We start from the raw sequence: 22,243 nt of genomic DNA, 5'->3' as shown, positions 1-22,243 counted from the left end.
GAATAAACGGCGGGAACAGAAGCAGCCCCTTCGGAAATAAGCCGAAATTCACAAAAATTTGAAAAACAATTTTCGTGAATTCCTTCTTATTTCTCGAGGCTAAACGCTTCTGTCCCGACCTCAATCCTTATGCCTGAACTAAGCGATAGACTTTTTTAAAGTAAAAGATGCGCGCAATCAGATAATAGACGATCTGAATCAGAATAAAGACGCCTAACACTTGCCAGCCAATCAGCTGCATTCCCGTATTAAATAAATGATACATTGCTGTCAAAGCGACTGCGCCGTGGATAAAGGAAACAATAATCGGTGTGAAAAATAGAATGCCGACCTGCTGGTAAATCATTTTCTTCAATTCCTTTTTGGTCAACCCCATTTTGTAAATCATCTTGAATTTTTCAACATCAACATCCATATCACTATATAATCTGAAGTACAAGAAGCTGCCGGCTGAAACAAAGAAGACAATCCCAATGAAAATACCAACCAAAAGAATCGGTGCAAATTCATTGATAATACTCTGTTTCATATATGTTTTCGCTGTAAGTGAAAAATTATCTTCTTCCAATTTCCCAATTGCTAATAATTCATCATAACTTGCATTTTTAGGCTGCCAAACAATCGTTTTTTGAATCTCCAGACCCGTTACATCTGTTTGATCTGGTACAACAACATGAGTGCCATAAGCAGGAATGATTTCTGTTTTTTCTGTTTGTTTCACAGGTAAGTCTGCATTATTCGCTACTTTGACATCTTTCACTGCTTTTTCTTCAACACCTATTGGATTTGCCGCAACTAATTGTACGCCTTGTCCGTTTGTTTGAATCGTTGGTTTTTTAGCAATTTTTGCTAATTGATTATAGTCGGATTCTTTTATGAGATTCACTTGATCGCTAGTTACATAAGCGGACATTTCACCTGTTTCATAGTCAACTTGTCGGTCAGTTAAAATGTTTGTAAAATCCGTTTGTGTTTGGGCAATTTCTTCTGGTGCACCTGAAACCTCGAATTCGAAGGGTACTTGATTCGCTGATTTCAGCGCCATGTCTTGAAAGCCGTACAAGGTGCCAATTGCCGCAAAAGCCACCGTGGAGATGACCGCAACTAAAAAGAAGGAGCGGGCGTTATCTTTCATACGAAAGGCCAAATCAGAAAAGACCACCATATTCGTTTTTTTCCAAAAGATTGCTTGTTTCTTTTTCAAGCGTTCAATCACTGAAACACTTAATTGGTTGAACAAAAAGCGCGTCCCTAATATCACTAAAAAGATGACGGGAATCATAACAATGACTACTTGTGTTCCTTTAGCCATTAACGCGACTACATAACCAACACCGATCAACAAAACTGCTAATACAGCTTTAAGACGTGAGCTTTTGATTGCTCCTTTACCTAAATCTCCTGCTTTTAATAATTCCTGCAGGCTTAATTTCGGTAAACGGAATTGAATGAAAAATGAAATCGCCAAAAACAAAATACTAAAGGAAACCAGACTCAGAACTAAAGCTTGTATTGGAAAATAAAAGCCAAAATTAACATGTACCAACAATTTACTGATCCACAAAATGATTTGAGAAAAGCCAATACCGGCTACACTGCCTAAAATTGTTGCAAAAAAACCAATAACAAGATTTTCAATAAATACCATTTTTTTCAGCTGCTTGGGACTCATCCCTTGAATCATTAGAAGCCCAAATTCCTTTTTCCTCGACTGAATGAAAACATCCATTGAATAAAGGACAAAAAAGAAAGCAAAGCCATAAATAATAATAGCCGCGGCCAGCATGCCTGTTTGTGCATTTTTATTTAATCCATCAGTTAACGCCGGATGAAAAGCAAACACAGTAAAGGTGAAAAAGACCATCACAGAAAACAAAGTACTTAAAAAATACGCCATATAGAGATGCTTATTCCGGATCGTATTGCGAATGACAAATTGCTTAAAATTCATTATTGGCACCTTCAATCTCTGACAATTTCACCATAATTTCATCATAAAATTGTTTTTGACTGCCAATTTGGTGAATTTCGTCAATCAGCTCACCGTCTTTAATGAAAACAATTCGTTTACAATAGCTGGCCGCCAAAGGATCATGCGTCACCATTAGAATTGTCGCATGCTCTTCCTCATTTAGCTGCTGCAAAAGCTGCATAACATCTTTAGAGGACTTCGTATCCAAATTTCCTGTTGGTTCATCCGCTAACAGCAATTGCGGCTGATGAATCATCGCTCGAGCGACTGCCACACGCTGTGCTTGTCCACCGGAAATTTCCGCAATTCTTTTTTTCAGCAAGCCGGCAATGCCTAAACGTTCGGCTAACACAGCCAGCTGCTTTTTCATTTCAGAAATTTTCGTTCCGTCCAAGGTTAACGGCAAGACAATATTTTCTTCAACCGTTAGTGTCGGCATTAAATTAAAACTTTGAAAAATAAAACCTAACTCTCTTCTGCGGAACTTCGCGATTTCTTCTTGATTTAATTGATTCGGGTCACTACCGTTTAACAAAATATGACCGGAAGTTGGCTGATCAATCGTTGCCAGCAGGTTTAAAAAGGTACTCTTCCCGCTTCCGGAAGGTCCCATAATACCGATAAACTCTCCGTCAGCAACCGTTAAATTTAAGCCTTTCAACGCTTGGTACTTTATTTCCATGCCATATGTTTTGGATAAATTTTCTACTTGTAACATTTGATTCGCTCCTTCTCACTTCTCATTTAAACTATGAACGCTACGTTGTCTAGTCTATTAGAAATTCGACGAACACACCATAGAAAAAAGTAACAGGCCGCTTACACTTTTGTAAGCAGCCTGTTATTTCTTAAGCCTCATATTCTATGACGTATGGATACAATGAAGTATTGTAAATCGCTTCGGAATATTCTACCACTTTGCTGGAAACTCCCAGCGACTCACGAATACGTTTCAAGCCGTTTTTTTCAGAAGTAGCTAGAATCGTTTGTTGTTCAGCAGTTAATTCAACGGTTTGGAAGCTATCTTTAAACTTGAAAATTTCGATGCCATGTTGATCCATTAAGCGGTATAAAGATTCGTTCTCAAAATCAGCGAGCTGAGTGTCAGCCAATTCCTCCGGCAAATAATAATTAAAATAAATGTAAGGCTGGTCATCCAAGGTATACAGCCGGGAAAGCTTTACCGCTTTTTCGCCTAAAAATTTATATGCAGGCAAATCAGCCGTCAACGTGATCGTTTCCAGATTCAGAATTTTTTTAGCAACCTTTTGGCCGGAATCATTCAAATATTCGGTGAACGTACCAGCTTTTGATAGTTTATTGTACGGGCGGTTGCTTAAAACGGTCGTGCCCTTCCCGCTTTTTTTCTCCACAAGTTCTTCGGAGGACAATAATTCTATTGCACGACGAACGGTAATCTTACTTACATCGAATAAATGTTCCAGCTCTGCTTCTGTAGGTAATAAAGAACCGACTGGGTACTTGCCGTTCATAATATCTGCTTTAATTTGTTCAGCGACATCCAAGTATAATACGCTTTTTCTTCTCATGTTATCCATCCTTATTCGTTATTCGCAATCAACTGTTCAGATCAATTCTAGCCTTTTCAGTGTAATCGTCTTTTTCAATTATTTCAACTTTTCAGTAACGGTAATATTTCATACATTATACCAAAGATCCTATCTAGTAAAAACCTTTTTGGATTGACAATAAAAAAGAAGCCAGAACAAAACTGTTTTTTTGTTTTGCTCCAGCTTTTTTACTTATTCGAGTTCATTTTCCAGTTCATCCGACGCTGGTTCGATAAAGACCTTACGCGGCTTGCTGCCTTCTGAAGGACCAATGACACCATGCTCCTCCAGTTCGTCTACTAATCGAGCCGCTCGATTATAGCCGATTCTAAAGCGGCGTTGCAATAGAGAAATACTTGCCGTCTGCATTTCCACAACTAAAGCCTTCGCTTCTTCATACAGCTCATCCTGCGGTGCTTCTCCGCCGTGACTGCTCGTCGTTTCCTCTTCTGTCGGCATCATGTTTTCCTGATAATCTGCACCTTGCTGTTCCGTGACGAAAGAAACGATTCGTTCCACTTCATGATCCGAAATAAAGGCGCCCTGCACACGAATCGGCTTATTCTCACCCATTGGTAGAAACAGCATATCTCCGCGTCCCAGTAGCTTTTCCGCGCCATTACTGTCAATTATGGTCCGTGAATCAGTTCCGCTTGATACAGCAAACGCCATGCGAGAAGGAACATTGGCTTTAATAATACCAGTGATAACATCCACACTTGGCCGTTGTGTCGCCAAAATCATATGAATTCCGGCAGCTCGCGCCATCTGTGCTAAACGAATAATGGCATCTTCCACTTCATTGCTGGCAACCATCATCAAGTCAGCCAGCTCATCAACGATTACTACAATAAATGGTAAAATAGGACGGTTTTCGCCATCTTCCAAGTTTCGTTGAATCACTAATTCATTATAGCCGGAAATATTCCGAACTCCTGTTGCGGCAAATTTTTCATACCGCAGCTCCATTTCCTGTACAACCTTTTGTAGTGCCTGCGCAGCTTTTCGCGGATTGGTCACAACCGGTGTCAGTAAATGCGGAATACCGTTATATACATTCAGCTCGACCATTTTCGGATCAATCATCATTAGCTTAACTTCATGCGGCTTGGCTCGCATCAAAATACTGGAAATAATTCCGTTAATGGCAACTGACTTCCCGCTCCCTGTTGAACCGGCGATCAGCAAGTGCGGCATTTTGGTCAAATCAGCCGATTGTACCATCCCCGAAATATCACGACCCAGCGGCACTTCCAAAAGCTTGTCCGGATGACTTGGCTGAGCTTCAATAATATCTCTAAAGGAAACGGTGCTGACGGTACTATTCGGTACTTCAATACCGATGAGAGATTTTCCGGGAATCGGTGCTTCCATCCGTACATCCTTAGCCGCCAACGCTAAAGCAATGTCGTCAGTTAAGCTAACCACTTTGCTGACTTTAACACCGACTGCAGGCTGAATTTCAAATTTTGTAACAGCAGGACCTAGACTAGCTTTTACAACCTTGGCATCGACACCAAAGCTTTTAAAGGTTTGCTCTAAGACGCCAATATTTTTTTCGATCTTTTGGTATTCGCCACTTTGATCAGCAGATGGTATGGTATCCAGCAAACTGGACGGCGGCAATTCATAATCACGATCCTCAGTTTCCGCAGAAATCTCGAAATCCAGATCACCGCCTTCATCCATTTCCGGTTCAGCGACAACTTCCGGCGGTGCCGGCTGCATGTCAGCCTGACTTTGGAAGCTATCAATCGGAACTAAGGTTAGTTGCTCCGGCTCTAAAGGCTGTTCTTTTTCTTCGGCCTGCCAAGATTCCTGCGCTAATTTTTCACCAGGAGTAAGCGGACGAACATTGTTTTTCATTCGTTCCTGCGCTTGCTGCTCCAGCTTTTCTTTTTTTGCTGCTTCCCTAGCTGCCCGCTTCGCTGCTTTTTCTGCTTGACGTTCTTCATTTTTGGCAGTGAACGAGCGAAGCTTTTCTTGAACTACCTGTAAGAAACTGATTACTTGCTGAAAATCCAGCATACTCATTAAGAAGCCGCCAAGCAATACAAGCAGTACAGCGATTAAATAGCTGCCGAACTGAGCAACTAAAAAGAATGTGACACTATATAAGCCTGCACCAATCATACCACCGCCGACATTTTGAGTGATGGTGCTTTTTTGCAGATCCATTTTTAAAAAGTCCCAGGTAGTGCCGATAATATTCGGCGCTTGTGTTCCTACATTACGAAACATATACGCGTGCATAAATAGTAAAATACCTAAATAAATCACGACAGCTCCTATAATAGGACGAGCTTTTTTAATTGGAAACTCTCTGCCGAAAATCATCAAAGATAAGCCGTATAACATCAATAATAGCGCAGCAAACGGAAAGGTATTTCCGATTACAATGCGTAAGCCGTTGGCAATTAAGGTACCAAGAAATCCTAGTTTTAATAGTCCAAATAACCCAAAGAATATAAAAAAGATACCCAGCATAATGAAATTAAGATGTTCTTGCTGTTGTTGCTGTTTTTTTGTCTTTTTCCTTTTTGCACGCTTTCTTTTTTGTGCCATTTAACATCCCTCTTTTCAATCAGTATCCATTATACCTAAAAAGTAGGCCGAACAAAAGTACCCCCATTGTTTCTCTTAAAAATTTAATGATTTGTTTGCCTCCTTTTTTGTAAAACACAATAAAAAAGCAAGCAAAGCAAAACCTGATTCTTGTTTTGCTTTACTTGCCGACTTCTTTTAGCCTAAATGCTGTTTTTAATGGTAGAAATCGAAACGACCCTTTGCCAGCATTTCTTTAATCCCACCCGTTTCAAATAAGGAACGATCCATAATCGCTTTTTTGATGACTGAAGCGGGATAGCCTTTTACTTCGACTTTGCCTACTTCACCAAAGGCATGACTATTGCCGATTGAAGCGACAGAACCTAAGGATTTAAAGGTAAAGGCTTTGGTCGGCTGACCTTTCAGCTGAGCTTTAATATTTTTACCGGCATGCTCACCCATTTTTAGTGAAATTTGTGCCGTTGTCGGATAAGGTCGTTGGGACTCTTGATCCATTACAGCTGAACAATCACCGATAATATAGACATTTTTATGCTCTGGATCTGTGAGATCCGGTTGCACCATTACGCGACCACGTTTAGCTGCAAAACCGGAAGCGCCGACCACATGACTGCCGCTTACGCCCGTTGTCCAAATAATTGTTTTCGCATTTAATTCAGCCAATGCATTCGTTTCCTGATTGTCTAAATAAACCACGGTATCTTGTTTAATTTCTTTAATTGGTTTGCCAACAAGAAATTGTACGCCCCATTTTTTCAAATGATTAATGCCGTAGCCGCCCAGCTTCTCGCTAAACATTGGCAATAAACGAGTAACAGCTTCTACGCAATATAACTGAATTTTTTCTGGTGCGACGTCCGCAATTTCAGCGAGCTTCTTTTTACCTTCGACTAGGGAGCCTAACAGCTCGATCCCTGTGAAGCCAGCACCGCAGACGACAATTTTCAAGTAGTTTTCATCTTTGGTTTCTTTATAAGCTTTCATTTGAGCAACTAAATGCTGATGAACTTTTTCAGAGGTCGGAATATCCACCATTTTCAACGAAAACTCTTCAACACCGGGAATGCCAAAGGATTCAGATTCGTAGCCTAGCGCTACAATCAGGTAATCATAGGAAATCGCTTCATGATCTTTAAGAAATACCAGCTGCTTGTCGCTATCAATTTTTTCAACAGTTCCTTGTATAAAAGTTGTACATTCTTTTTTAACGACATCTTTAATCGGATAAGTGATGCGTTCAGAGGTTTGAATCCCTGCAGCCACTTCATGAATATCGGTTGCTTCAAAATGATATTCGTTTTGATCCACTAAAGTAATGCGAAGCTCCTCATTGCCGCGTTGTAATTCATGCAAAGCTCTCAAGCCTGCATAACCGGCACCTAAAATAACGACATGTTTACTCATTTTAAAATCCCCTCTTCACCTTTTTATTTAAAGCCATAAGCCAATGGCAAAAAACACGACCTGAGCCAAAGCACCAACTGCCAATATTCGCACGGCGCAAATGAAGGTTTTCGTTTTAACCTGTTCGTGTAAAAACAGCTTCGTCTGTTTCAATACAAACGGTACAATCACTACATTCAACAGCATCGTCCACGGAACTAGCTGCAATATTACGCTTAAAATGATCGCTGCAAAGGCACAGATGATCAAGCCGACAAATAAGGCAATTGACCGCTGTTTCCCAAGATAATGCACCAAGGTAAAACGATGATTTTTCTCATCTTCCTCTAAATCACAAATATTGTTTGCCAGCATTAAATTTGCGATCAGACAGGTATTCGGTAGCGCCACTAAAAAGATACCGCCAACTGTGGTCAGTGTCCACTGAAACGAATCGAAGGTATTAATATAGACACAAATCAGCATAATCATAAAGCCCATCGTAAAACCAGAAAAAACCTCTCCCAGAGGTAAACTGGATAATGGCTTGGGACCGGAAGAATAAAAAATACCGATCAAATAACAATATAGCCCCATCCACAAAAGCGGCCAGCCAACAATAAAGGAAAGCCCAATACCCATTAGCGCAGAAATCAGAATCATCCAAAATATCCACTGTCTAATCATGGACAAGGACAGATTTTCTCTGCCGATGATATTGGTTTTTTCTTTGTAGTCGTGCCCTTCTTTGGCATGATGATAATCATTGTAATTATCTAAAATATCGACGGCCATATTGAAAATAAACATGGCAATAAAATAAAGCAGCACGTAACCTAGATGCAGCTGATGAAAATGATACCAGCTAAAACAAATGCCCAAAAGAAAGGGCAGTACGCTGGCAGTTTTGGCTTTTAACTCTACTAATTCAAAAAATACTTCTTTATTCAAGTATACTCTTCCGTCCTTTCAATCTTTAGTTTTATGCTCATAGTATAATTTACTGTATTTCTTAATCAACTTCGTATACAATCAATAGTATTGAATTATCGAAAGGATTATTACATGATGAATGATTTTTGGAAAAAATTCCCTGATATCCAGCAACAATTAGTTGAAACGCGTGATTTAATTAAGCAGCAAGTCCATGTTCGCAATAAAGAGATTGAACATGCTTTGATTGAGCTAACGTCATCGGGCGGTAAATTATTACGTCCCGCTTTCTTTTTCCTCTTTACGCAGCTTGGCGACAAACAATTACAAGATCGCAAACAACTAATTAAAATCGCTGCCTCCATTGAAATTCTACATATGGCGACGCTTGTTCACGATGATATTATTGACGATTCTCCTTTACGCCGCGGTTCTGTCACTGTTCAGGCTCGTTATGGCAAGGATATTGCTGTTTATACAGGCGATCTATTGTTTACAGAGTTTTTCGAACTGCTTGCCGATACAATGAACGGCTCTGAGTTTATGCATATTAATGCTACTGCGATGAAACGTCTCTTACTGGGAGAATTGGACCAGATGCATACGCGCTATAAAAGAAACATGTCTGTTTCTGATTATCTGCGCAGTGTCAACGGCAAAACCGCTGAATTATTTTCTCTAAGCTGTCTGGAAGGCGCTCATTTCGGTTATGCTTCGCCAAACGTTCAGCGTCTGGCTGTCCGCATTGGACGACATATCGGCGTAGCCTTTCAGGTTTACGATGACATTCTGGATTACACTGCTGACAGTGAAACACTGAAAAAGCCGGTTCTGGAAGATATCGCTCAAGGTGTTTATACCTTACCGCTAATCTTTGCTATTCGTAAAGCTCCTGAACGCTTTGCCCCTTACTTGGATCAACGTGCCGAGCTTACACCCGCTGATGCCACAAAAACAGCACAGCTGGTTCATGAACTGGCCGGTGTTGAAGAAGCCAAAAACTTTGCTAAAAAAATGACCGAAAAAGCCCTATTAGATATTGAGAAACTCCCGGACTGTCTAGGTAAAAAACAATTAAAGCAGCTGACAGAATTGCTGCTACAGCGCTCTTTTTAATGATTATAATCAGCTATTATTCCGTATTTTTAATGAGGTTGTGGGCGGGACAAAACTAAAAAACAGTTTTGTCCCGCCCATTACTTACGAATAAACGGTGGCCAGAAGTCAGGTTCTTCGGCAATTTCATAAAATCCGATCAATATCAAAAGCATATTGGTCGGATTTTACTCCAATTGGACGAACCTAAACGACTTTTGACTCAGCCTCACTTTTTTTCATTTCGTTCTTCTGCTATTCCATACCACGATCAATAGCATATAATTTTTGATAATGCGCATTTGTTGCTAAAAGCTCCTCTGGGGAACCGCTCATCGTCAGCTGTCCATCCTCGATAAAGATGACTCGATCCATCATAGAAACCCCTTGAAGATGGTGGGTGATCCAAATAACCGTCTTATTCGCCAAGGTTTCAAAAAAGGTTTCTAGCAAATGCTGTTCTGTAATCGGGTCTAAACCGGTTGTCGGCTCATCCAACAACACAATCGGCGTATCCTGCAGCAAAATGCGCGCCAGCGCCAAGCGATGTCTTTCACCGCCGGAAAAGCGCAAGCCGGCTTCATCCACCATGGTCTGCAGCCCCTCAGGCAAATCGGCGACCATTTCTTTTAAGCCTACCTGTTCTAAAACCTGCCAAACTTCTGCTTCAGTAGCACTTTCCTGACCTAATCGAACGTTGTTTAAAATCGTTGTCCGAAACAAATACGGCGCTTGATGAATAACGCCAATAAATTCAGTGATCTGATCCCCAAAGGTCGCCGTGGGAATCCCACCTAAAGTCAGCGTGCCTTGATCAGGTTTTAAATCGCCTCGAATTAAGGTTGCCAACGTACTTTTTCCAGAGCCGCTGCGTCCTAAAATAGCGATTTTTTCCCGCGGCGGAATGGTTAAACTCAAATCCTTTAATACAGCTTTCCCTTGCGCTTCGTACGCAAAAGTTAGCTGATTAATCGCAATTTCAGGCGAAGTAATCGTCAACGGCTGAACTTCCGCTTTAACCTGCTCTGCTTCTGGCAACTCATTTAATCGTTTAATCGAATCTTTGTAAATATTGGTTTCTTGAGCTGCATCAGGTAACGGCGCAAACGCATCGATGAGCGGAAAAACTGTCAATGTAAAGGCCGCAATCCAATTCGCTGCGCCGCCATGATTTCCGGAGAATCGAATACTTGCCCAAGCTAAAACCGCCAAGGTTATGCCACCAAAAGCCACTTGTAGCCCAAAATCTCGAATTCGATTGAAACGCTTGGTTTGCTCATCCAGCTGTCGTAATTTCGCTTCTTCCTTTTCATAAGAATGCACAAATTCATGGCCTCTTTGACTAAAGACCCAATCAGAAACACCTAAAATATTGTCTGTTAAAATTTTGTATAGCTCATTTTTCGCAGCCTTTTGCTTTTCTTGACGCGCGCCGTTAACGATCACTGATAAGAGCGGCAACAAAAAGATCACCACGCCTAGCATTAAAAGCATGCACAGACCAAACCACCAAGAAAACAAGCCTAATCCGATAATAATAAAAATATACAGTAGCCAAGCAATAACGGTCGGAAAAATCGTCCGTAAATACAGATTCTGTAAATGATTAATATCTTCTGACAGCAAACCTAAAATATCGCCTGTTTGGTAGTGAGACTTAAAGAAAATCGCATCCTTTTCCAAAACTAAATATAATTTTAAGCGCAAATCAGACGTCATTTTCAAGACCCAGTTATGGCTTACTAAACGCTCAATGTAACGAAAAACTGGCCGACTGATCCCAAACGCTCGCGTCAAGACAATCGGAATATAAATCATCAAAATATTTTCCGGCAGTGAAGCCGCCCGGCTAATTAAATAACCAGAATTGAACATTAACGCACCTGCACTGAAAAAGGTTAAAAAACCTAAAGCCAACGCAAGATACAGCAAACCCTTGTACTTTTTAAGAAACGGTTTTACCCATTGATCTTTTTCATATAATTCTTTAGTTGTCGGGGTCTTTTCCATTAGTTTTCTCCCCTCATTTGATTCATTAGTGAAACATAATACCCTTTTTTAGCAATTAACTCCGGTAAGGTGCCCATTTCAACCAGACGCCCTTTATCCAGCACCAAAATAACATCCATTTCTGCCATCCAATGAAGTCTGTGCGTAGCAAAAAAGACCAGATGATTGTCCATTAACGGCAGCATACGCTCTTTTAATTCTACTTCGGTTTCAATATCCAAATGAGCAGTCGGCTCGTCAAATAGCAGAACACGGCGTTTTTGATCTAGAAAGGCTCTGGCCAGCGCTACTCGCTGAGCCTGACCGCCGCTTAGCATCCGGCCGCTTTCGCCGATTACCGTATGTATACCTTTTTCCAGCTCACTGACTAAGGTATCCAAGCCGACCAGTTGAATGGCAGACATTACTTGCTCATCGGTGGCCTCAGGAGTATAAAACCGCACATTATTTGCTAGTGTATCCTGAAAAATATACGGTGACTGCGGAATGTAAAGCACCTGTTTTTGCCAATCTTTCTGCAGAAAATGATCAATCTTTTGCTGATCAATGTCAATTGTGGTCGTTGGCTCGGTCGGCTCTAAAAATCCGCTCAACACATTAATCAACGTTGACTTACCCGAACCGCTGGCACCAATAATGCCGATTTTTTGATAGCCTTTAGCTGCAAAATTCAATTGATTTAGAGCCGGCTGCTTCGCTTCCTCATATTGGAAGCTTAGCTGTTGCACCGTTAGCTCACTTAACGCTGTCCAATCATTTAAAAAAGACAGCTGCTCTGTATCCGTTACTTCAGGTAAATCCAATACCGCTTGAATCGCTTGAAAGGCGTTTTTCCCATCCAAAGTCGCATGGTAATCGCTGGCAAAGTCACGCACAGGTAAAAAGAATTCCGGTGCCAAAATCAACGTTGTCAACGCCGGGAACAGTAAAATACCACTGTTTAACAAGCTCAGTCCTAGAAAAACAGCCACGACGGCTACTGACAACGTTGTAAAAAAATCTAAAGCAAATGTTGATAAAATAGCAATTTTCAACGTACTCATCGTTGCTAAACGAAAGCGTTCACTGGTGTTGTAAATACTACTAGCATATTTTTGACTCAAGCCGAACAGCTTCAACGTATCCAAGCCTCTCAAAGAATCAATAAAATGATTCGACAAAAGTTGAAAGGCTTTGTACTGCTTATCCGCCTTACTCTGAGCAGCATAGCCTAAAATAATCATAAAAATGATAATCATCGGAAAGACAACCAGTAAAACAATTCCGGAACGAACATCTAGAGTAAACACAAAAATTAAAATAAGCCAAGGAATAATCATCATATTCATCATTTTCATCAAGATCAGATGAAGATAATTTTCAGCCTGCGAAATACCTTCAAGTGCCATTGTAATCATATTTCCAGTGCCATTTTTTTGTACAACTGTCGGCCCTAATCGAAAAATTTTCTTCAGCAAGGCTTCCCGCAGCTCGCGTGTCCGCTCATAGCTAAACTGATCCAGCATTTTTTCCCGTAAATATGTAACTACATGCCGACCTGTATAAAATAAAAAGAAGATAGCCATTGTTCCCAGCTGATCCTGTAAGTGTCCGCCTTCCCACAAGCTCACCACAGCTTTTGCTAAATAAAATGCCTGCCCAATTATAAAGACTGCTTGCAGGAAAGAGAAACCTGCAAGCAAGACCATTATATTTTTTATTTTAGGCATTTTTAAAATTGCCTTATCCATCATCCTTCATACCCCGCAGCAGCGGCAATCGCCGGATGCTTGATCCGTTGTCTGAAGACATAATAGGTCCAAGCAGTATACGCCAAAACAAACGGCAGGATGGTTAGAGACAGCCAAGTCATTGTTTTCAACGTATAAGGACTACTTGATGCATCTTTGATTAAGATATCGTAAAAGCCGGCACTACCCACCATGACGCGTGGGAACAAGCCGCTAAATAACAACACAACTAGCAACACTAAAGTAATGCCGCTGGCAAGAAATGCCAGCATTTCTTTTTTCTTAAAAACACTCACATTGGCAATAACGGTCATCACGACAATCGCCGCTACCAATGCTAAGGTTAATGCAAAGTGATTATCGAAAAAGTCTGTCTTCACATACAATAACACTGCAAATACAACTAAACCAACATATAATACCCAGTATAAAAGAGATGCATAATTACGAGCACGTTCTCGCACTGGTCCTTCTGTTTTTAAAGCAATATAGTTTAAGCCATGTAAATAGCACAATAACGTTAAAGCGACTCCGCCCACAATTGAAAACAGATTAAAGTAATCCGTAAAAGAGGCCTGCATATTGCCGTTAGCGTCAAGCGGCATTCCTTGAATCATACTGATAAACAGCAAACCAAAGAAAAACGGTACCATGAAGCTGCCGACAGACAACGTCCAGTTCCAAATTCTGCGTCTTTTTCCATCGGGCATCCGATGACGGAATTCAAAAGAAACACCACGAATAATCAAGCCGACTAAAATCACAAATAAAATCAAGTAAAAACCACTAAACAACGATGCATACCAATAAGGAAAAGACGCAAACATCGCGCCACCTGCTGTTAACAGCCAAACTTCATTGCCGTCCCAGACAGGCCCAATTGTTTGAATAATTTGATCCTTTTCTTCTTCATCATGCGCTAAGGTTTGAATAGACATCCCCACGCCAAAGTCAAAGCCTTCTAAAAAGAAAAAGCCTGAGAATAATACACCGATCAAGACAAACCAAAGTAATTGTAATGTACTCACTGGCCGAATACCTCCTTATCAAATGGATCGACGTCCTTCGAGTTGGCCTCTGCCAATTTCTTTTCTGCATAGTCAGGACCTTTTTTAAGCTCAACGGTGATTAAGTACACCATAACCGAACCCAATCCAGCAAACAAAATAAAGTAAATAATATTTGATGTTAGTAATGAAGCGACGGATACATTCGGTGATACACTATCTTCTACAGTAAATAAGCCATAAACCGTCCAAGGATAACGTCCTAGCTCTGTAATCAGCCAGCCTGTAGTATTGGCCAAAAACGGCGCAAACGTACACATTGCCATAATCCAAAGCAGCCAGCGCTTTTCATAAAGAGAAGGTTTCTTCTTCCGAGTAAAGAATAATCCGATAACTGCTACCAGTAGCATTAACACGCCAAAACCGGCCATTACTCTAAAACTCCAGAATAAGGTATTTACCGGTGGAAAATAATTTCTGTCTCCATATTTTTCAACTAGCTCTTTATTTGCCGTTTCCATCCCATCTACGGAACCGGAAAGCTTGTTATACGATAAAATACTTAACACATAAGGAATTTGTACGCCAAAAACTTGTTTATGCTCTTTTTCATTTGCCCAGGCAATTAAAGTCCATGCAGCCGGATCCCCAGAATCTTCATAAGCACCTTCCATCGCCGCAAATTTCATTGGCTGACCTTCGATCAACGCCTTCATTTGTAAATCCCCGGCAAATAACACGCCAAGTGAACCAAATAAAGTAATCCACAACCCAATACGCATCGAAACCTTGTGGAAAGTCATATCTCGTTTTTTCAAAATCTGGAACGCTGCTAAACCCGCAACGATCATGCCACCCATCGTAATCGCACCCGCAATCACGTGAGAAAATTCGTACCAAACCTTTGGATTGGCAATAACAGCACTAAAATCAATTAATTCTGCCCGGCCGTTATTCAAGGTGTAGCCAACCGGATGCTGCATAAAACTATTCGCTGCTAAGATCCAAAAGGCTGACATTAAAGAGCCAAAGAAAACCAGCCAAAAGAAGGCTATGTGCAGTTTAGGACTCACTCTATCCCAAGTGAAAATCCACAAACCTAAAAAGGTTGATTCTAAAAAGAATGCCAGTAAAGCTTCGATTGCAAGCGGAGCCCCAAAAATATCTCCGACAAAGCGTGAATAATCAGACCAGTTCATTCCAAACTGAAACTCTTGAATAATACCTGTTACTACGCCTACTGCAAAACTTAATAGAAAAATGTTTCCCCAAAATTTGGCCATTTTACGATAACGCTCATCTTTTTTCACTACATACATGGTTTCCATAACCGCCACAACAAGAGCTAAGCCAATGGAAAATGGTACGAAGAAAAAGTGAAAGACGGTCGTCATTGCAAATTGGAACCTTGCTAATGTGACAATATCAAACATCAATAATCCCCCTTGTTCTTTTCCAGTCATCACAAAAAGAAAGAAGCTGATTTTATTCAATCAGCCTCCATTCATTTAACCCACTAGTCGGTGCTTACAAACGAATTCGGCGCGCGAATAAAACAAACCCAAAAGCTTCAATCCTTGTGAAAACTCTTTTTAATAATTTTAGAATGATTCCAATTTAGAGTATACTCCTTTATTCCTAAAAAACCAATGTTTCTGCTTTGTTTTCCTAAAGGAATTTCGGTAAAATTTACTGCCTTTTTTAATTACTTAATTCTGCGCCAAATAAACAGAAAAATCCAGCCGGACAAAAGAACACAAAGACCAATAATTTTAATCCAAGAATCACTGCCGTCGATATACGGAATCGCGATGTTCATCCCAAAATAGCCGGTGATAATTGCCGGTACCGTTAAAATAATTGACCACAGTGTCAAAACCTTCATTGTATCATTCAAATTATTGTTCAATAAATTATTATACGTATCCGATAATTGCTTTAAAACGTCTGACGCTAATTGAATCATGGCTACTGCTTGATTGGCTTCAATAATGGCATCTTCAAACTGTTCTTTTTCCTCTGCAGTCAAATTGCGGTAAAACTTTAACGCTTTTAACGAAGCCAGCAGCACACTGTTTTGACGAATAGCTGTTGATAAATAGACCAGACCGACTGACAAATCAGATAAGGCTAATAACTTTTTATTCGACACTTTTTGCTTAATGTCTTTGTTTAAACGATTTCTTTCATCGTTGACTTCTTCAATTAACGGAATAAACCGATCGGAAATTGCAAAAATCGTTTCAAATAATAAGCTAAACTGACTTAGATCAGGATCATTGCTAATAATTTTTTCGATCATGGATTCCAGATAATTGGTTGTAGCCGAAGTAAAGGTAAAAAAATGATTCTTTTGAATCATAAAAGTGACGGGACTGGTCACAAAATAATTATCTTCTTTTTCTTGAAGCGGCAGGTTATACACTACTAACAGGGTTTCTGTTAAAGGATCATATTCCACACGCGCACGCTCATTTTTATCCAGTGCATATTTAATAAATTCTTCGTCTAATCGGTATTTTTCCTTTACTTCTAAAACAGAAGCCGGCCTCTCTAGATCCACACTGACCCACGTAATGTTCTGATCGCTAAAAACCGCTTTGATCGTTTCCATTGTTTACCTCCGTTATTTTTCAGTGTCTAAAGTATACCATGAATGGTTATAAAATTAAGGCGCCAGCTTAAAAGGAAAGGATATCAAACAAAAGCTAGTAACTTCTGCTTCATATCCTTTCACAATCTACTATGCTAGTTCCTACTCGTCTTGTTTCATGGCTGCTTTTAAGGCTTGTGCCAAAGCACTTTCCTGTGGTTCTTCTTTTTGCGCATATTTTTTTAATAGCTTGCGTTCTTCATGCTTGGTTAATTTTTTGCTGCGTTCTTTTTTGTCCTGTAGTTTTTCTGTAATCGAACAATATTTACATTTGAAATAAGCACCATTTTTGCCTTCAATAATTTCCATTTTCCGGTGACATTGCGAGCAGCGGTGATTAGAAACCTTAGGATCTTTTCTTCTACGATAGTTACAGTCTTGATTAGTACATACATATATTTTGCCGTCTTTGGTGTTTTTCTCACGTAAATTAGCCCCGCATTCCGGACATTTTTTCTGCGTGATGGAAAAGTCCTGATAATTGCTTTGGCTTTGCTTGATTTCATTTACGAGCTTACGAGTATCCTGCTCAATTTCTTTTAGAAAAACCGTACTATTTTGTTTCCCTTTAGCAATTGCCTCTAAGGTTTTTTCCCATTTTTCCGTCAGCTCAGGAGTGACCAGCGCAGGATTTACCAGCTCCAATAATTGTTTTCCTTTTGGTGAAACACTTAAGCCATTGCTCGTGCGTTCCATCAGCTCTGACTTGATTAATTTTTCAATAATCTCTGCTCTGGTTGCCGGTGTACCTAGACTGTGTTTTTCCATTAAACCCAACAGGCTGCCTTCTGTTAACGGCTTAGGCGGTGTGGTCAGCTCTTTATTGATGGTGAAATTGGGTGGAATAACCATCCCCACTTTCCAATCAACGGTCGGTTCTGCTGCTGCTTTTTCCTGCTTCCAGCCTGCTTCTTCAACCTTACTTTGACGGAAAATAAACTGTTCCTTGCCAAACATTACCGTAACCTTGGTTTGTTTCGTCCGATGGGGCTGAGCAAATAAACCTAAGAAGCGGGTCACGATCATCGTATAGATTTTTTGTTCATCGCTGCTTAATTTTTCATAACGCGGACGTTGCTCTGTCGGAATTAAAGCATGGTGATCAGTGACCTTTTCATTTTGGAAAACCTTGGTCAGCTGTACCTGTCCGCCATTTTTAATGTACGTTTTGACTTCCGGCGCAAAATCGCTGACTGCCTGCAAGCGTTCAGACATAGTTGCCTTCATATCCGTTGTTAAATATTTACTGTCGGTACGCGGATACGTGACAATTTTGTGAAATTCATACAAGCTTTGCACCAGTGACAAGGTTTTCTTCGCGGAAAACTGGTAGCGTTGGTTGGCTTCCCGCTGAATTTCAGTTAAATCGTAAGGTAGCGGTGCCTGCTCTGTCTTGGTCTTTTCTTCAACCGCCGTAACCTTGCCTTTGCCTTGGCTTAGCTGTTTGACAAATGCTTCGACCTCATTACGATCCTTCAGGGCATAGGGATTTTTTTGCACAAGCTTGGCTTTTTCCTTTTCAACCTGTAATTCCACAGAATAATAGGTTTGCGGACGGAAGCTTTCGATTTTTTTCTCCTGCTGACGAACTAATGACAGGGTTGGGGTTTGAACACGTCCGGCAGAAAGATTATCCTGATATTTTACCGTTAACGCTCTGGTTACATTTAAGCCAACCAGCCAATCCGCTTTAGCCCGCGCCAAAGCAGAATAGTACAAGTTATCATATTCCTTTGCAGGTCTTAGTTTTTTAAAGCCTTCTTTGATTGCCTTATCTGTTTGAGAGGAAATCCATAAGCGTTTGACTGGCTTATTAAAATGTACATATTCTAAAATCCAGCGAGCCACCAGCTCGCCCTCTCTTCCCGCATCCGTAGCTATAACTGCTTCTGTTACATCCTTGCGATTGGCCAGCTGCTTAATTGCTTTAAGCTGATGACCGGTTTTCGGTAAAGGCTTAATGCCTAAATTTTTAGGTACCATCGGTAAAGTTTCCATTTGCCAGGACTGCCACTCTTTGTTAAGATCTTCCGGCATTTTTAAACCTAAAAGGTGGCCCAAAGCCCAAGTGACAATCACATTTGTGCCTTCGTAATAGCTTTTATTTTTTTTATTTGCTCCCAGAACCTTGCTTAAGTCTTTCGCAACGCTAGGTTTTTCTGCGATAATTAATTGTTTTCCCATCGATTTCACTCGCTTTCTTCCACTTCTCTGTATCCAATTATTCATTTTACCATATTCTAGCTAGTGGTTGTGCAGCCTTTTTGCAAGAGCGATAAAGACTGGAACAAAAGTCCGCGATCGGCTTTTTTCCCAGTCTTTCTTTCAGCTCTTATTTAGTTCGCCTTGCAGCATCTTGGCTTACTACAGTCATTGCGCTTGGCAAAATCATCATGACTTTCAAAAGTCACTGCCTGATAATCCTTCAGTAGTGCCAAGCCTTTATACTGTTGTAAATCCTCGTCACATTCTTCACACCAGCGCTCATCGCCCTCATTCCAAAAAGCCGCCAGATAGTTCACTTTAGTGTTGATGGACTCATATGTAGAGGAAAGTTCCTGCCATTTTTTTATGTAATAACGTTCTGCGTCTTCTAAACAATCAAAGGTCTTTTCTTCTTCGATGTCAGCTTGCCAATCTTCAAAAAACCACCAGGGTTCATTGTCGCCATACATCGTAATTACTTGATACATATAAACGCCCCTTTTTATTATTTCTGTAGGTAATCATAGTCACTTTTACTCCAAGTTGCAAGCAATTAGTTTGTAAATTAAGGTTTACGCTATGCTTCCAGTGAATAAATAAAGTCCCGAATCATGCGTTGATAGCTTTCCTCCGGCTTCGCAATTTCTTCTTTTTGAAAATAGCCTAAAAAACGCAGGGAAATATACCCATGGATTAAGCTTCTTAATTCCCGGCTTTTATGTAGACGTTCTTCTTGTGTCAGCGGATATACAGCTAAAATTTGCAGGATAATTTGGTTGGTTTCTTGAATCCCTTTAATTAAACGCGAATTTTCGGTTTGTGGAATACTGATCAGCAGCTCATACACAGCTGCATTTTCAAACGCAAAGGTCTGGTAAATCTCTGCATAAGCTAAAATAGCCGAACGGCCACTTTGTCCTACCAGCGCTCGCCTTAAAAGATCATTCAATTCTTGAATCAATAAATACGTCAATGCTTCTTTCACTTCGCCAATATTTTTAAAATGATTATATAAGGAAGGATATTTCACATCCAAATCAACCGCTAAATTTTGAAAGGTCAGTTGCTGAACACCGATTTCTCCTGCAAGACGCCGTGCACTCTCTACAATTTTTTCCTGAGACAAATTTCTTTTCTTGGCCACTGTAAATCCTTCTTTCTGCACAAGTTCTTAACTATTTATTAGTTTATCATAACTTTACTCTCTTTATAAACTATAAATTATAGTTTATAATAATAAAATGTAAGTTCTCTTTCATTTCTATCATAAATTGAATCCGCAAAGAGACCTTTACTCTTGATAAACCACCTGCGAAAGGAAGAAAAGCCTGTGTTTGAATTAATAAAAAGTAAACTGTTTCGTCCGCGTCGTCCTTGGGAAAAAAATCTTTTAGTTTTATGGTTCGGTACTTTTATGGCAGGTATCGGCTTTAGCTTGGTTATGCCATTTATGTCGCTGTACATAGATACTTTGGGACACTTTACCAATCAACAATTGAATTTTTGGAGCGGCATTACCTTTTCTTCAACATTTTTAGTGACCACCATCGTTTCGCCTTGGTGGGGTCGTTTAGCTGACCGGAAGGGCCGCAAGCTCATGCTTTTACGCGCTTCTTTAGGAATGGCAGTCGTTATTAGTTTGATGGGGGCGATTACCAGTGTCTATCAGTTAATTGGTCTACGTTTACTGCAAGGAATCTTTTCCGGCTATATCAGTAATGCCACAGCATTGGTAGCCACAGGTACCCCTCGCGAAAAAAGCGGTCAGGTGTTAGGAACCTTAGCAACCGGCTCTGTTACTGGTACCTTGTTAGGTCCTTTATTGGGCGGAATAGCCGCTTCTGTCTTTGGTTATCGATATACCTTTTTTATCACCGGCTTTATTTTGTTGATCGTCTTCTTTTTAAGTCTCTTTTTTGTTCATGAAATCTTTGTACCGATTGAAAAAAAGGATATGGTTTCCGGCAAAGCAATTTTCAAAGAGCTGGCGCATCCTCAAGTCGTCATCGGTATGTTTATTACTACGTTAATTATCCAAGCCTCCAACAACTCCATCAGTCCAATTATCAGTTTATATATTCGGCAATTAGTCGGTCCTCACGGCAACGTAACCTTAATCAGCGGAATAATCGCTTCGATTCCCGGAATTGCTACATTAATTGCGGCTCCCCGTTTTGGACGCTTAGGTGATCGGATCGGCAGTGAAAGAATTCTGGCTGTCGGCTTAATTTTTGCCATGCTAGTTTATATTCCCATGGCCTTTGTGCAAAATGTTTGGCAGCTGGCCTTTCTTCGCTTTTTAATTGGGATTTCCGATGCTTGCTTGTTGCCTGCCGTGCAAACCTTGATTACCAAGTATTCACCAAGCAGCGCTGCAGGACGAATATTCAGCTACAATCAATCCTTTCAGGCAACCGGAAATGTAATTGGTCCTGTCATCGGTTCAACAGTTTCCTCTATTTTCGGTTATCGGGGCGTCTTTTTATCCACTTCACTTCTTGTACTTGGTAATTTTCTTTGGGTACGTAAAAGTACCAGCGGAATTCACCACACCTCGGAAGAAGCGAAGAAATAATAATTCATATAGGGGACGTATTCTGGTTGTTTTTCATATTCTGTGAATAAAGAAAAGAGTCATCTTTCTTTTAGTCATTGCGCCGAAAAAAAGCATTTGCTAAAATAGGAATACTAGAGAAAGGAATGGCTCGACCTATGAAAAAACCTATATTTTGGAATACATTAGCTATATATTTATTGTTGTATAATAATATTTTAATTGTCATTTCTTTAGTGCTGGCTTTAAAGGCTGTCGTTGCTGGAACAGCTGTTTTTGATGTAGCGGTTTGGTATCAAATTCTTATTTTTGGTGTTTATCTTGTGATGATTGCCGGATTGATTACGGGTGGTGCCAAAGGGTACATTTTAGGTATTCTTTTCGTCCCGTTTATCTTTTTGAATTATTTTTATCCACCGTTAATGGTGCAATTCTTTCCTAAGACCATCATGCTGGCCTTTCGGATCGTGGAATTAGGTGCATTCGGATATTTTCTTTTAGCGCCGGAGTCCAGAGCTTATTTTCGAGAATGCCGTAAAAAATAAACTAAGATTATAGAGGT

At 40.3% G+C, this 22,243-nt stretch carries 17 protein-coding genes; 3 read left to right on the top strand and 14 right to left on the bottom strand.

From position 1 onward, the window contains the following. Positions 1 to 127: 127 nt before the first annotated feature. From ABH902_RS13440 to ABH902_RS13415, 6 genes are all read right to left on the bottom strand, one after another. The gene (locus ABH902_RS13440; RefSeq protein ID WP_404591528.1) at positions 128 to 1,951 is read right to left on the bottom strand and encodes an FtsX-like permease family protein; all 1,824 of its coding nucleotides are present in this window, start codon (positions 1,949 to 1,951) and stop codon (positions 128 to 130) included. Beyond that, a complete protein-coding gene (locus ABH902_RS13435) occupies positions 1,941 to 2,690 on the bottom strand; it encodes an ABC transporter ATP-binding protein (RefSeq protein WP_404591526.1) in 750 nt (249 codons plus the stop codon). Before ABH902_RS13435 ends, ABH902_RS13440 begins: the two co-directional genes overlap by 11 nt. 130 nt (positions 2,691 to 2,820) lie before the next feature. Further along, positions 2,821 to 3,522 (bottom strand): GntR family transcriptional regulator, encoded by a 702-nt coding sequence (locus tag ABH902_RS13430; protein WP_404591524.1) that lies wholly within the window; start codon positions 3,520 to 3,522, stop codon positions 2,821 to 2,823. A 213-nt stretch (positions 3,523 to 3,735) separates the two neighbouring features. Continuing rightward, a complete protein-coding gene (locus ABH902_RS13425) occupies positions 3,736 to 6,108 on the bottom strand; it encodes a DNA translocase FtsK (RefSeq protein ID WP_404591522.1) in 2,373 nt (790 codons plus the stop codon). A gap of 195 nt (positions 6,109 to 6,303) precedes the next feature. Beyond that, on the bottom strand, positions 6,304 to 7,515 hold the full coding sequence (locus ABH902_RS13420) for an NAD(P)/FAD-dependent oxidoreductase (RefSeq protein WP_404591520.1): 1,212 nt from the start codon (positions 7,513 to 7,515) through the stop codon (positions 6,304 to 6,306). A gap of 27 nt (positions 7,516 to 7,542) precedes the next feature. Then, on the bottom strand, positions 7,543 to 8,445 hold the full coding sequence (locus tag ABH902_RS13415) for a prenyltransferase (RefSeq protein ID WP_404591518.1): 903 nt from the start codon (positions 8,443 to 8,445) through the stop codon (positions 7,543 to 7,545). A 117-nt stretch (positions 8,446 to 8,562) separates the two neighbouring features. On the opposite strand from ABH902_RS13415, the gene ABH902_RS13410 reads away from it, so the two are divergent. Next, a complete protein-coding gene (locus ABH902_RS13410) occupies positions 8,563 to 9,543 on the top strand; it encodes a polyprenyl synthetase family protein (RefSeq protein ID WP_404591537.1) in 981 nt (326 codons plus the stop codon). 234 nt (positions 9,544 to 9,777) lie between these two features. On the opposite strand, the gene cydC is transcribed toward ABH902_RS13410, so the two are convergent. The 8 genes from cydC to ABH902_RS13370 all read right to left on the bottom strand — a co-directional run bounded on the left by cydC (position 9,778) and on the right by ABH902_RS13370 (position 20,271). Further along, entirely contained in the window at positions 9,778 to 11,532 is a 1,755-nt protein-coding gene (gene cydC / locus ABH902_RS13405) for a thiol reductant ABC exporter subunit CydC (protein ID WP_404591516.1), read from the bottom strand. Next, positions 11,532 to 13,265, bottom strand: a complete 1,734-nt coding sequence (gene cydD, locus ABH902_RS13400; RefSeq protein ID WP_404591514.1) for a thiol reductant ABC exporter subunit CydD — start codon at positions 13,263 to 13,265, stop codon at positions 11,532 to 11,534. Before cydD ends, cydC begins: the two co-directional genes overlap by 1 nt. Then, a complete protein-coding gene (gene cydB / locus ABH902_RS13395; protein ID WP_404591512.1) occupies positions 13,262 to 14,290 on the bottom strand; it encodes a cytochrome d ubiquinol oxidase subunit II in 1,029 nt (342 codons plus the stop codon). Before cydB ends, cydD begins: the two co-directional genes overlap by 4 nt. Beyond that, complete coding sequence (locus tag ABH902_RS13390) at positions 14,287 to 15,702, bottom strand: cytochrome ubiquinol oxidase subunit I (RefSeq protein WP_404591535.1); 1,416 nt, start codon at positions 15,700 to 15,702, stop codon at positions 14,287 to 14,289. The genes cydB and ABH902_RS13390 overlap by 4 nt, the downstream gene beginning before the upstream one ends. A 272-nt stretch (positions 15,703 to 15,974) precedes the next feature. Beyond that, on the bottom strand, positions 15,975 to 16,883 hold the full coding sequence (locus ABH902_RS13385) for a magnesium transporter CorA family protein (protein WP_404591510.1): 909 nt from the start codon (positions 16,881 to 16,883) through the stop codon (positions 15,975 to 15,977). A gap of 141 nt (positions 16,884 to 17,024) precedes the next feature. Next, on the bottom strand, positions 17,025 to 19,106 hold the full coding sequence (locus ABH902_RS13380; protein WP_404591534.1) for a DNA topoisomerase III: 2,082 nt from the start codon (positions 19,104 to 19,106) through the stop codon (positions 17,025 to 17,027). Between the two features lie 152 nt (positions 19,107 to 19,258). Continuing rightward, positions 19,259 to 19,615: a DUF1033 family protein gene (locus ABH902_RS13375; protein ID WP_404591508.1), complete on the bottom strand. Its 357-nt coding sequence runs from the start codon at positions 19,613 to 19,615 to the stop codon at positions 19,259 to 19,261. Positions 19,616 to 19,704: 89 nt separating this feature from the next. Next, positions 19,705 to 20,271, bottom strand: a complete 567-nt coding sequence (locus ABH902_RS13370; RefSeq protein ID WP_404591506.1) for a TetR/AcrR family transcriptional regulator — start codon at positions 20,269 to 20,271, stop codon at positions 19,705 to 19,707. Positions 20,272 to 20,457: 186 nt separating this feature from the next. Between ABH902_RS13370 and ABH902_RS13365 the strand changes: the two genes are divergently transcribed. Then, positions 20,458 to 21,702 (top strand): multidrug efflux MFS transporter, encoded by a 1,245-nt coding sequence (locus ABH902_RS13365; RefSeq protein ID WP_404591504.1) that lies wholly within the window; start codon positions 20,458 to 20,460, stop codon positions 21,700 to 21,702. 137 nt (positions 21,703 to 21,839) lie between these two features. Then, positions 21,840 to 22,226, top strand: a complete 387-nt coding sequence (locus ABH902_RS13360; protein WP_404591502.1) for a hypothetical protein — start codon at positions 21,840 to 21,842, stop codon at positions 22,224 to 22,226. Positions 22,227 to 22,243: the final 17 nt, after the last annotated feature.

The organism is Enterococcus sp. UD-01 (genome assembly GCF_044909655.1).
Classification (GTDB): domain Bacteria; phylum Bacillota; class Bacilli; order Lactobacillales; family Enterococcaceae; genus Enterococcus_L.
Note: the sequence above shows the minus strand (reverse complement) of the source record. Positions and strands in the feature narration are given on the sequence as shown.

Bases quoted from the DNA above. Each gene is read 5' to 3' on its own strand.
- ABH902_RS13425 (WP_404591522.1), bottom strand. From the start codon at position 6,108: ATGGCACAAAAAAGAAAGCGTGCAAAAAGGAAAAAGACAAAAAAACAG.
- ABH902_RS13375 (WP_404591508.1), bottom strand. From the start codon at position 19,615: ATGTATCAAGTAATTACGATGTATGGCGACAATGAACCCTGGTGGTTT.
- ABH902_RS13420 (WP_404591520.1), bottom strand. From the start codon at position 7,515: ATGAGTAAACATGTCGTTATTTTAGGTGCCGGTTATGCAGGCTTGAGA.
- ABH902_RS13430 (WP_404591524.1), bottom strand. From the start codon at position 3,522: ATGAGAAGAAAAAGCGTATTATACTTGGATGTCGCTGAACAAATTAAA.
- ABH902_RS13380 (WP_404591534.1), bottom strand. From the start codon at position 19,106: ATGGGAAAACAATTAATTATCGCAGAAAAACCTAGCGTTGCGAAAGAC.
- ABH902_RS13385 (WP_404591510.1), bottom strand. From the start codon at position 16,883: ATGGAAACGATCAAAGCGGTTTTTAGCGATCAGAACATTACGTGGGTC.
- cydD (WP_404591514.1), bottom strand. From the start codon at position 13,265: ATGATGGATAAGGCAATTTTAAAAATGCCTAAAATAAAAAATATAATG.
- ABH902_RS13410 (WP_404591537.1), top strand. From the start codon at position 8,563: ATGAATGATTTTTGGAAAAAATTCCCTGATATCCAGCAACAATTAGTT.
- ABH902_RS13435 (WP_404591526.1), bottom strand. From the start codon at position 2,690: ATGTTACAAGTAGAAAATTTATCCAAAACATATGGCATGGAAATAAAG.
- ABH902_RS13440 (WP_404591528.1), bottom strand. From the start codon at position 1,951: ATGAATTTTAAGCAATTTGTCATTCGCAATACGATCCGGAATAAGCAT.
- cydC (WP_404591516.1), bottom strand. From the start codon at position 11,532: ATGGAAAAGACCCCGACAACTAAAGAATTATATGAAAAAGATCAATGG.
- ABH902_RS13360 (WP_404591502.1), top strand. From the start codon at position 21,840: ATGAAAAAACCTATATTTTGGAATACATTAGCTATATATTTATTGTTG.
- ABH902_RS13390 (WP_404591535.1), bottom strand. From the start codon at position 15,702: ATGTTTGATATTGTCACATTAGCAAGGTTCCAATTTGCAATGACGACC.